The sequence below is a fragment of the Planotetraspora thailandica genome, assembly GCF_016863335.1.
Classification (GTDB): Bacteria; Actinomycetota; Actinomycetes; order Streptosporangiales; family Streptosporangiaceae; genus Planotetraspora; species Planotetraspora thailandica.
Map to the genome: position 1 here is coordinate 68,117 of NZ_BOOR01000053.1, position 13,247 is coordinate 81,363.

The following is a 13,247-nucleotide window of genomic DNA, read 5'->3' on the forward strand; positions in this document are numbered from 1 at the left end:
GCACGTGCTCTCCGAGCTCAGCGAGGAAGATCAGTAGCCGATTTTCAAGCTGACAGCGGGTTCGATTCCCGTCACCCTCCACCTCTCGGCTGCCGGCAGTTCAGGCCGCCTGTCGCTGGCGTCGTCCTAATTCGGTTCGACGTTGCGTCGGCGGTAGCGGTTGCGTGCGCCCAAGCAAACGGCAGCGAGTACGGATGCAGTGGCGCTGGCGAGCAGGACGGCGCCCTTGGCATTGGTGAGGGCGGCGCTTTCTGTGTATGACAGCTCGCTGATCAGCAAGGAGACGGTGAATCCGATGCCGCCGAGTAGTCCGATAGCAGCGATGTCAGGCCAGTGCAGCCCCGGATTCAACTCGGCGCGGGTGATACGGGCGATCAGCCACGTGCCGCCGAAGATGCCGACCATTTTTCCGCCGATCAGACCGCCAAGGATTCCGAAGGTGATCGTGCTGGACCAGAAGCCGTCCGTCCCATCCAAGGCGATCCCAGCGGACATGAGGGCGAACGCCGGCAGCGCCAACCCCGCCATGATCGGTCGCAACGTGATCTCGGCTCGATGTGACGGGCTCGCCCTTTCGCCGGGGCGGGGGGAGGTACGCATCAGGAGGCCCATCGCGACGCCGGCCATTGTGGCGTGAATACCGGAGGCGTGAGTCAACGTCCAAATGGCAGCCGCCAGCGGCGCGTACACGAGCCATTGGGGCACGCCGGCTCGTACCCGGTCTGGAAAGCGACCCCGCCCGTTTTGCAGGTACCCGAACGCCGCCAGGCCCAGGACGGCACCGCCCAAGGTCATAGGGGACAGACCTGCGGTGTGAAACGCGGCGATGACGATGACCGCGCACATGTCATCGACGGTGGCCAGGGTGAGCAGGAACGTGCGCAGCGGTGAGGGAAGGTGGCGACCGACGACCGCCAAAACGGCGACGGCGAAAGCGGCGTCGGTGGACATGGGGATGGCCCATCCGCTGATCGCCTGGGGGCGAAAGAGGTTGACGGCCACGAAGACCGCAGCGGGGATGAGGACGCCGCTCAGCGCCGCGACGATGGGCAGGATCGCATGGCGCGGGTGGCGGAGTTCTCCGTGGGCGATTTCCTGCTTGAGTTCGTTGCCGACGATGAAGAAGAACAGCGTCAGCAGACCGTCCGACGCCCAGGCGTGCAGTGGCAAGTTCAGGTGCAACCAGGCGGGGCCGAAGGTGAACGAGCGCAGCGACTCATAACCATCGGACAGGGGGGAGTTCGCCCACACCAGCGCCACGACAGCGGCGCCGATCAACAGTGAACCACTGACCGCGTCCGAGCGCAGCGCAGCGGTCATCCGCGCGAAGGCAGACATGAGAACAGCTCCAGGAACGACGCGACGGCACTTGGGCGAACATCGCGGCAGGTAGGCGGGAGACGGCGTCCCGCTCAACGCAGAGCGGGCTCAGGCACCTTGCGGAATGCAGACGTTCACCAGTGCGCCCCATGTGCTGACGTAGCCGTTCGTGCCGATCGGGCGCCACTCAAGCGGCGCCGGCGCCGTAGGCTCACCGCACCGCAGTTCCAGACCACGCCGGGAAACAGACCGCGGGACAGACAGCGACGTGCTGTGACTCATCTCCCGCTCCCTCCCTGCGTTGTGGATTGCATGCCCAACGGACCCCACCCTAACAAGCCGTCTCGTACAGCCCGGGGTGATGCTTAAGCGTGCGTTTTCGCTATGCCTCGGCTGTTTCGTCGGGGTCTCGTGTCTTTCCGGACGCGGCGATACCCGTCAGTCGGCAGAGGGCCGTGAATCCGTCCTCTGTGCCGGGCCAGTGTCGCCGTACGGCATTCAGACCGGCGCGACGAACGACACTGCGAAGGACGGCTGTGACGATGATCGCGTCATCGGCGTAGCCCAGGACGGGGATGAAGTCGGGGACCAAGTCGAACGGGATCGCCAGGTAGACCATCAACAGGGTGAGCCGAACCCGAACCCCGCGGGGCAGGGTCTTGTCTCCCGCCAAGCGGCGCAGAAGCCGTAACAGGTCCGGCAGGATCCGCAGCGCCTCCTTCAACAGGCCTGCTTCGGGTCGAACGATGATCAGTGCCCCGATCAGCAGAAGCCAACTGACTATGAGCGCGACGGCGATGCCGAGGACGATGTCCCACCACATGTGTCACTCCTTGTTCGTCGTGTCGTCGCCGTCGTCTGATGACCGACCGGGACCGGGCGGCTGGAAGCGAGCTTCCCAGCCGGCAGCTTGGTGCAGGATCAAACCCGCGCCTACCGAAGTGCGCGGACGGTCGGCAGGGGTGACCGCATCAGAAGTGATCCTTGCCCCGCACGACGACAGCCATGTTGCCGTGCACGGCCACTGAGACGATTCTCAGGCGTCCGAATTGGACGCGCTTTATCAGGTGGTCTGTGCTCAGCAGATGTCTATCCTGTGATGGTGCGTGCGGGTTCTGCAGTGGACGCGGCTACGGCGGTGATCTTCGCCACGTTCATGGCCCTGATGTCGCAAGTCGCTCGGGTGACCCAGCCAGAGGCCCGTCCCGCAACCGCGCTCGGTCTTGCACTCCTGGTGGTGTGCGGGTTGGCGTTGGCTCTGCGGCGAATCAATCCGCTGCTCGCCTTCACACTGACCGTGGGCACAGCGGTGGCTTACCTGGGGTTGCGGTTCGCCGGCTGGCCTATCTACCTCGGCGCGTTCGCGGGTCTGCTGGCGCTCGTATTCGGGGTCACCGAAGCGCGCGTGTGGGTTCCGTTCGCCGCGATCGGCGGGGTGGGGATGGCGGTCGCCACGGGCGCGCCGGAAGGCTGGCAGCCCGCTCCGATGATCACAATCGCGGTGGTATGGGCGGCGGTCGCGGTTCTGGCCGCCCGGGCCACGCAGGTTCGCCGGAAGCTTGCCGAGGAGGAGGCCGCCGGCAGGGTGGTCGAGGAGCGGCTCAGGATCGCCCGAGAGTTGCATGACGTGCTCTCCCACAGCCTGGCCACGATCAGCCTGCAAGCCGGCGTCGGACTGCACCTGGTGGACGACCGGCCGGAACAGGCTCGGGAGGCGCTGCACGCGATCCGCCAGGTCAGCAATGACGCGCTGGCACAAGCACGCGCCGCATTGGCGGTTGTGCGAGGGCCGGGTGAGGAGCCGCCGCAGGCCGCGCCCGGCCTGGCGGACCTGGATGCGCTGGTGACGTCGGTGCGCGCGACCGGCTTGGGTGTGGATCTGGCCGTCGACCTGGGGAGCCGCGCGATCCCGGACGTGATATCTGCCACCGCCTATCGAATCGTCCAGGAGGCGTTGACCAACGTGATGCGCCACGCCGGACCCGGCGCTCGTGCCCGGACCCATGTCGGGACTGCCCACGGCTGGCTGGAGATCGACGTCACGGACGACGGCATCGGCGCTGCCGTACCGGCGCACAGCCCCGGCCACGGATTGCGTGGGCTGGCTGAACGGGCCACAGCGGTCGGTGGCGAGTTGCAGGCTGGCCCGGCTTCCGGCGGTGGCTTCACCCTCCACGCCCGCCTGCCGCTGGGGGCGGAAGGGTGAGTGTGCTGCGGGTTGTGCTCGCCGACGACCAGGTGATGATCCGTTCCGGACTGAGGGCGCTGCTGACCGCCGAACCCGGCCTGGAGGTCGTCGCCGAGGCCGGCGACGGACAGCAGGCGCTCGCCGCCGCTCGCGCCCATCGCCCCGATGTGATCGTGATGGATATCCGCATGCCGGTGTTGGACGGGCTGGCGGCTACCCGGGCGATCGCCGCCGACCCAGAACTGTCCGATGTACGGGTGCTGGTACTGACGACATTCGATGAGGACGCACTGGTCTTCGAGGCGATTCGTGCGGGCGCGGCCGGGTTCCTGCTCAAAGACGCCGAGCCCACTGAACTGCTGCGCGGCATCCGGGTGGCCGCTGCCGGTGACGCGTTGCTCTCCCCGCAGGCCGCGCGCCGACTGGTCACGGCGTTCGCGGCCGCTCCCACACCGACCGGGCCTGCCGCGCGAGCACTGGATTTGCTCACCGCGCGGGAACGCGAGGTCGTCGCTCTGGTGGCCCGGGGGTTGTCCAACGAGGAGATCGCCGATCGGCTGGTGATCAGCCCCGCGACCTCCCGTACCCACGTCTCCCGGGCAATGGTCAAACTCGCTGCCCGCGATCGCGCGCAACTGGTCGTCTTCGCCTACGAATCCGGCCTGGTCCACCCCGGCCGCACCAGTTGACCTGCGCGGATTCCTCCCGAATACGTTCAGCAACGTACGCCGGGATCTCCGGATACCGGGGCCAACGCAGGTGAAGTGCCGCCGGGCAACCGACGACGTGACCTATGACCGAGCGGAAAGCTACTGGCAGCACCGCAACGGCGAGCTCTCCCGAACTCGTCGTTGCGACGTCGGCGGTTTCCCAGGAGGTACCGGAAATGATTCTTTCCGCGTTCGGGCGCTCATCCCGCCCGGCGACCCTGAATGAGCACACCTCCGATTCGCCCACCCCGGACGAGAAAATGCCCGGATATGAGCGACTATGGCGGCTTGTCTTGGCGGTGGCGATCGTCGGCGGACCGCTCGGCTACGACGTCGGCAGCATCCTCATCCCGGCCGTCCACGAGGACGGAGCGACGAGCATCGCGGCGAACGCCGCCGCGAATCCGATCACCAACGCCGTGCACCTGGTCGCGTACGTCCTCGCCTCTTTCCTGCTCCCTCTCGGAGCGGTCGGCCTCGCGTATCTCGCCTATGCCCGGGCACCGTGGCCGGCCACGATCGGTGGGCTGCTCGCGGTGGTGGGCTGGCTGCCGTTCTCGGCCCTGACCGCCCTGGACGACCTCACCATGGCCATGGCTGCCCTACCCGACAGTGGTTCGTACGCCACGCTGTTGGACCAGTTCGCGAACGACGCGGTGATGGGCGGTTACCTGCTCGTCTATATCGTCGGGCATCTGGTGGCTTACGTGTTGCTCGCCGTCGCGCTGCGCCGAGCCGGAGTCATCCCGAGATGGGCGGCCTGGTCGATGATCGCCAGCAGCCCCCTCACAGTCGCCGTCTTCGTGTTGCCGGGCCGCCCCCTTGTCCTGGGTGATGTCGCGCTGACTCTGCTCGTGATCGGAAGTGTCCCCGCAGCCCGGGCCATGGCCGGTCTGCCTGGGATTACCCGAAGCGCCGAAAGGGCCAGATCGGGATGTGTTTGAGGCGCGCCGCTGAGGTGAGTTTCACCCTGTATGCCTGACGAGCGGCCGAGGAGAGATCCGGACCGCCTCGGATCGGGAGGACCGATGCGTCGTGAAATCGTCAGTGGCATGGTGGCCGGAGCGACCGGCACCATGGCCCTCAACATCGTGACCTACCTCGACCAGGCCTTACGGGGCCGGCCGCCGAGCACCATTCCTGAGCAGACCGCCGGCGAACTGGCCGAACGAGCAGGCCTGGATCTCGGAGAAAAGGCCGGAAACCGCAGGCAGGGGCTGGGACCCCTTCTTGGCGTCGGGGTCGGGCTCGGCCTGGGCGCGGCTTACGGCCTGTTGCGAGTGCCCCTGCGCGAGGTCCCCCTTCCTGCCGCCGCCGCGGCGCTCGGCCTGCTGGCCATGGCCGCCAGCGACGTGCCCGCGGCCGCGCTCAGGCTGACCGATCCTCGCGAATGGAGCCCCGCGAGCTGGGTGAGCGACGCTCTTCCCCACCTGGGGTACGGAATGGTCACCGCCGCCGTCTACGACTCCATCGCCTGACCGTCAGGTCCCCCGGGATCTGAAAACCGCCCCGGTTCACCGCCAGATCGCTTGTGCCAGTGCGGCGCCGACGAACGCCGCACCAAGACCCGCGACCACACTGGCGACGACATTGGCGACGGCGAAGAACCGTGCTCCGGTCTCGGCCAGTCGCAACGTCTCGTAGGAGAACGTCGAGTAGGTGGTCAGAGCCCCACACAGCCCGGTCCCCAGCAGCAGTTGCACGGTCGACGATGCGGCCCCCGCTGCCACAGCGCCCGTCAGCAGGCCGAGGACCAGGCAGCCGAAGATGTTGACGACGAACGTCCCCCAGGGGAAGACCGTGTCGTGCCTGACCTGGATCGCCCGGTCCGTCAGGTATCGCAGAGGGGCGCCCACGACCGCGCCGGCGATGACCAGCAGCCAATTCACCGAGCCGCCTCCCTGCCCACATATCGAACGACCTCGACCTCGTCCAGGATCGCGAGTCCTTCACCGACCAACTCGTCGAGTTGCGGCAGGAATGCACGGATCGGTTCGGCCGCATCCACGATCACAATGCAGACCGGGAGGTCTTCGCTCAACGACAACAGTCGCGCGGTGTGGATGAGCGAGGAGGCGCCGTAGCCCTCCACGCCACGGAAGACGCTCGCTCCGGCGAGACCTGCCTTGTGCGCCCGGTGCACGATCTCACTCGACAGCGGCCGGTGATGCCACACGTCGCTTTCCCCGACGAAAACCATCAGCCGCATCGCCGTACCTGTCAGACTTGTCATCGCGCCCTCCATGCGATCAGCCGGCGCGTCACCTTGGCAGCCGCCCAGACCCCGGCTAGGGCGGTGGACAGGGTGAGCGCCAAATACCCGAGCCCTGCCCCTGGGTGCCCGAAGTCAACAAGACGCTGGATATCGACGGCGTAGGTGGAGAAGGTCGTGTATCCGCCCAAGATGCCGGTGCCGAAGAAGGGCCGCATGAGACGGTGCGCCGCCCACAATTCGGTGATCACCACCATGAAGGCCCCGATGATCACACACCCGGTGAGATTGACCAACAGGGTTGTCCAAGGAAACGCGCCAGGTGGAGTGGGCCAGAGCAACGACGCACCATAACGCGCGCAAGCCCCGATAGCACCGCCGATCGCAACTACAGCGACCACGGGGCCCTGGCCGCGCCACAGATCTCGCCGCCATACGGGAACCCTGAAGTCGACATCAGAATCGATCGGCTCGCCTGCCACCTGCGACTGGGGCGCATCCATCGACACTCCTCCTACCTGTACACGCACGCGCGTTTTTACCAGGTAGGGACCGTTGGCGGCATTACTCGCCGCGGTTCGGGCACGGCGGGCCCCACCGCCGTGCGGCACCCCTCAGAGGCACCGCTTGAACAAGCCTACCGGGCATGAGCGCGTTCGCCGTCAGGGGCCTTGCGCTTGTCCGGTCAAGCTCCAGATCTTGCTAGCGGTCAGGAACTCTTCCTCTACTTCCGGGTTAAAAGTGCGAGACGGATCGAGCCGAACCGCTTGGCCGGCCCGCTGGTGAAATCGCGGCGAAGTGCCTGGAGGCGCGGGTCGTTCGCATACCTGGGCGTGAGATCGGGCGAGATCAGCCACACCCGCTGCAGGCCGGCTGCGGCGGCTGTCATCTCCGCGGGTGTGCGTGGTTCGTACACGCCGGGTGCGTTGGTCAGGTCGACGAGGTGCTCGTACGGTGCCTCGTACACGCTCACGAAAAGGTGAAACCTCTGGGGGACGTACAGGGCGCCGTCTCCGGGCCGCTCCTCCGCGGCGAGGACGGCGGCCAGCGACCGCAGGTCGTCGGGGCGGCTGTCCGGCTCCCGGATCGCCACCTGGGTGCTCGCCGTCAGGGCACCGACGAGTACGACCGCAACCGCAGGCGCCGCGTATGCGAGGCCTCCCCGAAGTGCGGACGCCGCGCGCTCCAGACCGATGCCTGCGAGAAGCGCGAGGGCCGGCACAACGAACAGCGCGTAGCGCGGGCTGTAGATCGGATGCACCTGGGAAATCACGAAGAAGCCCAGGAGCGGCAGGACGACCCACAGCGCCAGCACCGGGGTCCTCCTCGACCGCCAGGCGCCATAAGCGGCCAGAGCCAGGACCACCACCGCAGCGGCGGCGTTGCCCGCGACCTCGCCGAAGAAGGCCCCCACGTCTCTCCAGTCCGGCGGGCTCACCCAGAAGAGTTGCGCCTCACGCTCGCCGGAGGCGACGGCCACGAGCGGGAGCAGAGCCGCACAGGCTGCGGCGACCGAGATGACCCAGGGCAGGACACGGCGAGGCCGCGCCAGCCGGACGGCCAGCGCATGGGCGGGAAGAAGGAGCAGGGCATAGAGATGAAAGGAACCCAGCAGGAAGACGCTCACCGCGTAGGCGGCGTACCGGCGCCTGGAGGCATCGCTGAGCGCGGCGACAAGAAGCCACGTGGCCAGAACGGCGACCGCGCTGACGATCGCGTAGCTCCTGGCCTCCTGGGCGTAGCGGTCTGCCATCGGCAGCAGCGCGTAGATCAGGCCTCCGTACAGGCCGGCCAACGGCCCCGCGAGCCTGCGCCCCAGTGCGGCCACGCCGTACGCCGCGGCGCCGAAAGCGAGCAGCGACGGGAGCCGCAGCAGGAACTCCGATCCACCGGACGCGGCGAACGGCCGCAGAAGGAGGTAGTAGAGCGCGTGGACGGCGTCGATGTCTCCGATCAGCTGCCGCATATACGACAACGGCAGCCGGGCGACCACTCCGCTGACCGACTCGTCCCGCCACAGGGAGGGCACCGTGATCCGCCAGCTACCGAGCGCCAGAGCCACGATGGCAGGCACCCACACGGCCGCCGTGTCCACGCGGCCCCTTCCGGCGCGCTCGCCGGGGGATTCAATGACGGACCCGGCTACGGATGAGGGGCCGTCGGGACCACGTGAACGTAGATCAGACGCGCTGTCCATGGGCAAACGGTAACGGGCAAAAAACTCACCTGCTAACAACAGCGACCCCACCATCGCGGCAGCTCGTTTCAGGGACAGATCAGACGGGAAGCCGGCCGCGTCGTGTCCGTGGGCAGTGTCGACGATCGGATGGTCGGAGGCATTGAATCTTGGATAAATGGATCATTAGCCTCAATCTGGTCGGCGACTTGCGCGCCGCCTCGCGGAATCGCCGCCGGGCATCCGCGCGCTCGATGTCAGGCTTTGGAGGTACGGTGACGCCGGATCCGATCCCCGCAATCGATTACATCTCATCGGGATACGACCCCGACCCCGCGCTGTCGATGTCGTTGCATGCCGACGCCTACACCGATCCGAAGTGGTTCGACGTCGACCAGAAGGCGATCTTCGCTCGTACGTGGCAGTGGTTGTGCCATGTGGAGAAGCTGCGGGAGCCGGGAAGCTATGTGACCGGCACGGTGGCCGGCATGCCGATCGTCGCCGTCCGGGACGAGGCAGGCGCACTCCGCGCGTTCTACAACGTGTGCAAGCACCGCGCGCACGAACTCCTGACGGGGTCCGGCGTCCGGCGCAGCATCGTGTGCCCGTACCACGCCTGGAACTTCGACCTGGCCGGCCGGTTGAGGCGAGCGCGCAACACCGGCGACATGCCGGGCTTCGACCCCTCCACGGTGTGCCTGGACCAGATCCAGGTCGCCGAGTTCGGTGGCATGGTCTACGTCAACCTCGATCCCACGGCGGCTCCTCTGACCGAGCAGGCCGGAGACCTCGAGGCGGAGATCGAGGCGCGGGCGCCGGACGTGGCCAAACTGACCCTCGCCCGGAGGCTCACGTACACCATCGCCTCCAACTGGAAGAACGTCGTCGACAACTTCCTGGAGTGCTACCACTGCCACGTGGCCCACAAGGACTTCGTCTCCCTGGTCGACATGAGCACCTACAAGGTCACGACGTACGGGATCTACTCCAGCCACATGGCGCAGGCCGGGAAAACGGACAATTCCGCGTACGACGTGTCAGGTGCGACGGTCACCGAGCACGCGGTCTGGTGGCTGTGGCCCAACACCTGCCTGCTGCGCTATCCCGGCCGGGGGAACTTCATGGTGCTGCAGATCATCCCTGACGGCCCGGAACGGACGCGCGAGATCTGGGACTTCTATCTGGAGACCGCAGAGCCGAACGAGGCTGAGGTGGACAGCATCCGGTACATCGACGAGGTTCTCCAGGTGGAGGACATCGCCTTGGTGGAAAGCGTCCAGCGCGGGATGCGCACCCCCGCGTTCACCCAGGGAAAGATCGTTTACGACCCCAGCGGGTCGGGGTTGTCGGAGCACGCGGTCCATCACTTCCACGGCCTCGTCCTCGACGCCTACCGAAACGAGCTTGAACGATCCGGCTCGGCCCCCATGAGGTGAGGTGCCGGCGGGTTGCCATGAGAGGGCGGGATGAGCCGCCGCCCCAGGTCGGGGCGGCGGCTGATCTTCTTAGGCCGCGGGGTTGGTTCCGGCCATCATGCCGTACGCGGTGTTGACGGCGGCCGAACTGCCGTCGCGGTAGTAGAGGAAGCCGTCATTGGCCTGGAACACGATCCGGGATCCGCGGACCGAGGGGCTGGTGTGCGCCATCATCCCGTACCGGGTGTCGACCGTGGAGCCGGCGCTGTTGCGGGTGAACAGGAAGCCCGTGTTGGCCTGGAACGCGATCGTCCAGGAGGTGCCCGACGCCGAGATCGCGGGGCTGGTGTCGGTCATGAGGCCGAGACGCAGGTCGGTGCCGGTGCCGTTGCTGTTCAGGATCCACAGCAGGCCGGTGTTGGCCTGGAAGGCGATCACGTAGCCGCCGTTGGACAGTTTCGCGATCGACGGGCTGGTGCCGCGCATCATGCCGAAGCCGGTGTTGACGGTGGCGCCGCCGGAGTCGCGGTAGTAGAGGAAGCCGTCGTTCGCCTGGAACGCGATCCGCCAGCTGCCGGTGTCTCCGGCGATCGACGGGCTGGTGCCGGCCATCAGGCCCAGGCGCAGGTCGACCGTCTTGCCGGTGGACATGTTCCGGGTGAACAGCAGGCTGGTGTTGGCCTGGAAGGCGATCTGCCCGCCGGAGATGGACGGGCTGGTGCCGGCCATCATCCCGAGCTGGGTGTCGTGCATCGCCCCGTTAGTCGCCCGGGTGAACAGGAAACCGGTGTTGGCCTGGAACGCCACCTGTCCGTTCGAAGTGGCCGGGCTGGTGCCCCGCATCATGCCGTACCGGGTGTCGACCATCGCGCCGTTGGCGTCCCGGGTGAACAGGAAGCCGGTATTCGCCTGGAACGCGACCAGCGAGCTGGTGCTGGTGGACGGAGGGTCTGGCTCGTCCGGGGTGGTCGAGCCAGGCGCAATGTAGAACCAGTCATTCGAATCGTCGTCGTTGTCGACGTACCAACCCCCGGGACTGGTGTTCTCGCCGACGCATACCGCCTTGTCGGAAACGCTGGGCCTGGTGATGCACAGGCGGATTCCACGATGGGCGCCGTCGATCAACCGGGTGTTGTACCAGCCGTCGAATGGGGCACGGTCGTACTCGACGAAGCCATCTGGTGTGATCTTCTCGCAGTAGTGCCAGGTGAAGTCGCCGCCGAATTTCGCGGCCAGCTCTGACGTCGTGTACTGCTTGTAGTGAGGATCGGACGGCGGCACTTTGTCGTTGGTGCGGTCGATGCTGAAGTAGTCGCCGGCCTTGAGGTAGGCCCTTCCGTATGCGGACGCGTTGTTCCCAGCCGTGCGGAGCTCCGGCTTGGTGCCGTAGATCTCCTGGCTGCCGTACGGGTACCCGACGCTCTTGTAGTAGATGCCGTCGTTGTTGTCGCAATACTTGGCGTCGGCATGCGGCTCGGCGAACGCCGGGGAGGCGACGCCGACGACGGCCGCGGTGACGGCGAGCACGGTCGCCGCCGTCAGGCTCGCCCATCGACGAAGGCGGATGCTTTTCATGTGGGGGGGCTCCGGGAGTGAGGTGTGCGCCGGGTTCATCCGGCGCAGAGAGCTTCGCACGCCCGGAAGGCCAGGAAAAGATCTTCTGGGAATACGGAGCTACGCGTGGATCGGCCGGATGGTGTTCCCGTTTCAGGCCGCCGCGGTGTCCTGGGTGCGCTTACGGGTGACGTAGTTGCGGGCCACGGCGGTCAGGATGGCGGCCGCGGGGAACCAGACGGCCGCCACCATCCAGAAGTTCTCGTCCCTGCCGACGAGCGGGAGCGGGGAGAAGAGCCCGCAGAAGAACAGGCCGAAGGCGAGGCCCAGGGTGGCGACCATGCCCGGCGTCGGGGCCGGGGCGGCGCGGCGGCGTAGCCGCCAGGCGCACGCGATCGTCATGAGGATGCCGGTGGGGACGATGATCAGCGCGAGGATGAGGACTCGCGTGCGTATGTCGGCGGGGGCGTCGTCCGTCTTCTGGGAAGCGCCCTCGGCCGCGATCTCGGTGAGCAGGCCGCGCCAGATGGTACCGGTGACCCGGTCGCCCTTGTGGATGCCGTCCACGACGGGGCCGTCGGAGGAGTAGAACGTCTCCCACCTGACGCCGTCCGCGCTCATGAGGAGCACGCGGTTCAACTTGCCCCTGCTTTGGGTCAGGCTGACGCCGGACACGGTGAACTCCTGCGTCCAGCGGCATTCGGCGGGCGCGGACGGAGCGGCCGGGCAGCGCGCCGCCGCCTCGTAGGCGTGCAGGTCGCGGTCGCCGCCCGGCGCGATCGTCGCGACGAGGAAGGCGGCGAGCACCACCAAGGCGACGCCGGCCAGCAGGGTGAGGACGGTTGCAACGGTGCTGCGCAGGATCCGGGTGATGGAGATGGGGGTCACGCCTCATTTTCCATTTAGTGAATCTTGGGATCCTGGTTGGGGCTCTCGCCGGCTTTCCTTAGGGGTGTACCTGCAGACGTCAGCATGTCGCCCAAGTACGGGCGGCATGTGTCGCGCCGTTATGCATCACCCGTTGTCTGTACGGGCATCGGCGACCGGGACCATCAGCCGCGCGCCGGTAATGACAATGGACTGTGGCGAATATTCAGATACGCCCTGCACGGGCGGAGGAAGCCGGAGTGCTCAGCGAACTGGCACTCCGATCCAAGGGGCATTGGGGCTACGACCGCGCCTTCTTGGACGCGTGCCGGGCGGAGCTGACCTTCCCGCCCGAGCGATTGCGGGCGGGTCGAGTCGCTGTCGCCGAGTCTGCCGGTCGAGTGCTGGGCTTCTACAGCCTGGACGGAGAACCGCCCAGCGGGGAACTGGGCAACATGTGGGTCGACCCTGACTCCATCGGCAGCGGCGTCGGACGCCGTCTGTGGCACCACGTGATGCAAGCGGCCCGGGTGGCCGGCTTCACCGTCCTGCGCATTGAAGCCGATCCGTTCGCGGAAGGGTTTTACCTGGCGATGGGCGCCGAGCGCGTCGGTGAGACACCGTCAGGCTCGATACCCGGTCGCGTTCTGCCATTGCTGCACGTACGAATACCGCTTCCCTCACCGGCGCAATCGTGAGCCCGCCAACCCCGGCTCTGGACCTCGGTCTCAGCAGCAGGACGCGGTGGCTCAGGCGGTTCGCGAAGCCCAATGCGACTCGACGAGAAGGTGGGCGTGGGCTAGGG

General features: G+C 67.1%; 14 protein-coding genes. 6 read left to right on the forward strand and 8 right to left on the reverse strand.

The genetic code is table 11. From position 1 onward, the window contains the following. Positions 1 to 126: 126 nt before the first annotated feature. A complete protein-coding gene (gene nhaA, locus Pth03_RS29555; RefSeq protein ID WP_203947689.1) occupies positions 127 to 1,338 on the reverse strand; it encodes a Na+/H+ antiporter NhaA in 1,212 nt (403 codons plus the stop codon). Positions 1,339 to 1,702: 364 nt separating this feature from the next. Next, positions 1,703 to 2,143, reverse strand: coding sequence for a YkvA family protein (locus tag Pth03_RS29560; protein ID WP_203947690.1), 441 nt, complete (start codon positions 2,141 to 2,143; stop codon positions 1,703 to 1,705). 297 nt (positions 2,144 to 2,440) lie between these two features. Here Pth03_RS29560 and Pth03_RS29565 point away from each other — a divergent pair, with 297 nt between their 5' ends. The 4 genes from Pth03_RS29565 to Pth03_RS29580 all read left to right on the forward strand — a co-directional run bounded on the left by Pth03_RS29565 (position 2,441) and on the right by Pth03_RS29580 (position 5,696). Continuing rightward, a complete protein-coding gene (locus Pth03_RS29565; protein WP_203947691.1) occupies positions 2,441 to 3,526 on the forward strand; it encodes a sensor histidine kinase in 1,086 nt (361 codons plus the stop codon). Positions 3,527 to 3,528: 2 nt separating this feature from the next. Continuing rightward, positions 3,529 to 4,197, forward strand: coding sequence for a response regulator (locus tag Pth03_RS29570; protein ID WP_203947707.1), 669 nt, complete (start codon positions 3,529 to 3,531; stop codon positions 4,195 to 4,197). Between the two features lie 281 nt (positions 4,198 to 4,478). Beyond that, positions 4,479 to 5,162, forward strand: coding sequence for a hypothetical protein (locus Pth03_RS29575; protein ID WP_203947692.1), 684 nt, complete (start codon positions 4,479 to 4,481; stop codon positions 5,160 to 5,162). An 84-nt stretch (positions 5,163 to 5,246) separates the two neighbouring features. After that, the gene (locus Pth03_RS29580; protein ID WP_203947693.1) at positions 5,247 to 5,696 is read left to right on the forward strand and encodes a hypothetical protein; all 450 of its coding nucleotides are present in this window, start codon (positions 5,247 to 5,249) and stop codon (positions 5,694 to 5,696) included. Between the two features lie 36 nt (positions 5,697 to 5,732). On the opposite strand, the gene crcB (Pth03_RS29585) is transcribed toward Pth03_RS29580, so the two are convergent. The 4 genes from crcB (Pth03_RS29585) to Pth03_RS29600 all read right to left on the reverse strand — a co-directional run bounded on the left by crcB (Pth03_RS29585) (position 5,733) and on the right by Pth03_RS29600 (position 8,525). Then, a complete protein-coding gene (gene crcB, locus Pth03_RS29585; RefSeq protein WP_203947694.1) occupies positions 5,733 to 6,107 on the reverse strand; it encodes a fluoride efflux transporter CrcB in 375 nt (124 codons plus the stop codon). Continuing rightward, positions 6,104 to 6,451 (reverse strand): DUF190 domain-containing protein, encoded by a 348-nt coding sequence (locus Pth03_RS29590; protein ID WP_203947695.1) that lies wholly within the window; start codon positions 6,449 to 6,451, stop codon positions 6,104 to 6,106. The genes crcB (Pth03_RS29585) and Pth03_RS29590 overlap by 4 nt, the downstream gene beginning before the upstream one ends. Beyond that, positions 6,448 to 6,933 carry a fluoride efflux transporter CrcB gene (gene crcB / locus Pth03_RS29595; protein WP_203947696.1) on the reverse strand — a complete coding sequence of 162 codons (486 nt, stop codon included), beginning with the start codon at positions 6,931 to 6,933 and terminating at the stop codon, positions 6,448 to 6,450. The genes Pth03_RS29590 and crcB (Pth03_RS29595) overlap by 4 nt, the downstream gene beginning before the upstream one ends. A 221-nt stretch (positions 6,934 to 7,154) precedes the next feature. Then, complete coding sequence (locus Pth03_RS29600; protein WP_203947697.1) at positions 7,155 to 8,525, reverse strand: glycosyltransferase family 39 protein; 1,371 nt, start codon at positions 8,523 to 8,525, stop codon at positions 7,155 to 7,157. Between the two features lie 356 nt (positions 8,526 to 8,881). Between Pth03_RS29600 and Pth03_RS29605 the strand changes: the two genes are divergently transcribed. Next, a complete protein-coding gene (locus Pth03_RS29605) occupies positions 8,882 to 10,042 on the forward strand; it encodes an aromatic ring-hydroxylating oxygenase subunit alpha (protein ID WP_239119461.1) in 1,161 nt (386 codons plus the stop codon). Between the two features lie 69 nt (positions 10,043 to 10,111). Here Pth03_RS29605 and Pth03_RS29610 read toward each other — a convergent pair whose 3' ends face one another. Both Pth03_RS29610 and Pth03_RS29615 read right to left on the reverse strand, forming a co-directional pair. Continuing rightward, positions 10,112 to 11,596, reverse strand: coding sequence for a hypothetical protein (locus tag Pth03_RS29610; protein WP_203947699.1), 1,485 nt, complete (start codon positions 11,594 to 11,596; stop codon positions 10,112 to 10,114). A gap of 132 nt (positions 11,597 to 11,728) precedes the next feature. After that, complete coding sequence (locus tag Pth03_RS29615; protein ID WP_203947700.1) at positions 11,729 to 12,463, reverse strand: hypothetical protein; 735 nt, start codon at positions 12,461 to 12,463, stop codon at positions 11,729 to 11,731. 239 nt (positions 12,464 to 12,702) lie between these two features. Here Pth03_RS29615 and Pth03_RS29620 point away from each other — a divergent pair, with 239 nt between their 5' ends. Then, positions 12,703 to 13,140 (forward strand): GNAT family N-acetyltransferase, encoded by a 438-nt coding sequence (locus tag Pth03_RS29620; RefSeq protein WP_239119462.1) that lies wholly within the window; start codon positions 12,703 to 12,705, stop codon positions 13,138 to 13,140. The last annotated feature ends 107 nt before the right edge of the window (positions 13,141 to 13,247 follow it).